Origin of the sequence: Limnospira sp., assembly GCF_051859755.1 — a bacterium.
GTDB classification, from domain to species: Bacteria; Cyanobacteriota; Cyanobacteriia; order Cyanobacteriales; family Microcoleaceae; genus Limnospira; species Limnospira fusiformis.
This window is the reverse complement of record NZ_JBIMLI010000403.1, coordinates 1-625: the sequence shown is the minus strand read 5'-3', so window position 1 is coordinate 625 and position 625 is coordinate 1. Positions and strand designations below refer to the sequence as shown.

1 protein-coding gene is annotated in these 625 nt (G+C 46.6%); it reads right to left on the bottom strand.

The window, feature by feature from the left end; all coding sequences use genetic code 11:
* Positions 1 to 566 (bottom strand): Uma2 family endonuclease (locus ACTIE0_RS24890; protein ID WP_315641271.1); only part of this gene is annotated, 566 nt, incomplete at its 3' end.
* Between the last annotated feature and the right edge of the window lie 59 nt (positions 567 to 625).

The following is a 625-nucleotide window of genomic DNA, read 5'->3' as shown; positions in this document are numbered from 1 at the left end:
GCTTGTTGGTGTAACTCTACAGAAGTCAAAAAACGACGACCATCGGGATAATATAACTCTAAACCCGTGGGCGGAAATTCAAAGCGAATCTGGAGGCGAGGACTCACCCAACCAGACATTTCCTCAATCATTTTTAACTCACTCTCACCACGCCGCCATCCCGCCAAATCCAAACGCTCCGGGTCATATATATAATATTCTTCCACCCCATAACGCTCATAAAACTTAAATTTCCGGTTCATCTCCGCCAAACGATTCCCCGGTGAGAGAATTTCAAACACCACCTGGGGCGCTATATTATCTTCCTCCCACTGCCGATAGGAACCTCGATGACCTTTCGGCCTGCCTATGGCTACCATGGCATCGGGGGCTTGACGGGTTTTATTATCTCCTTCCACCGGATACCAGAGTAAATCTCCCGCCACGAACACATCAGGCCGATTGGCGAACAAAATTTCTAAGTTTTCTTTAATTACCACAATCCACTGGAATTGCTGGGTATTTTCTGCCATCGGCTGTCCGTCACTGTCTGGATAAATTACGGTTGGGGAAACTTGTTGAACCATAGTTATTTTCTCCGACTAGATGAGTCGGGCTAATCTCTGAAGCTGTTTTCTAGTATAGC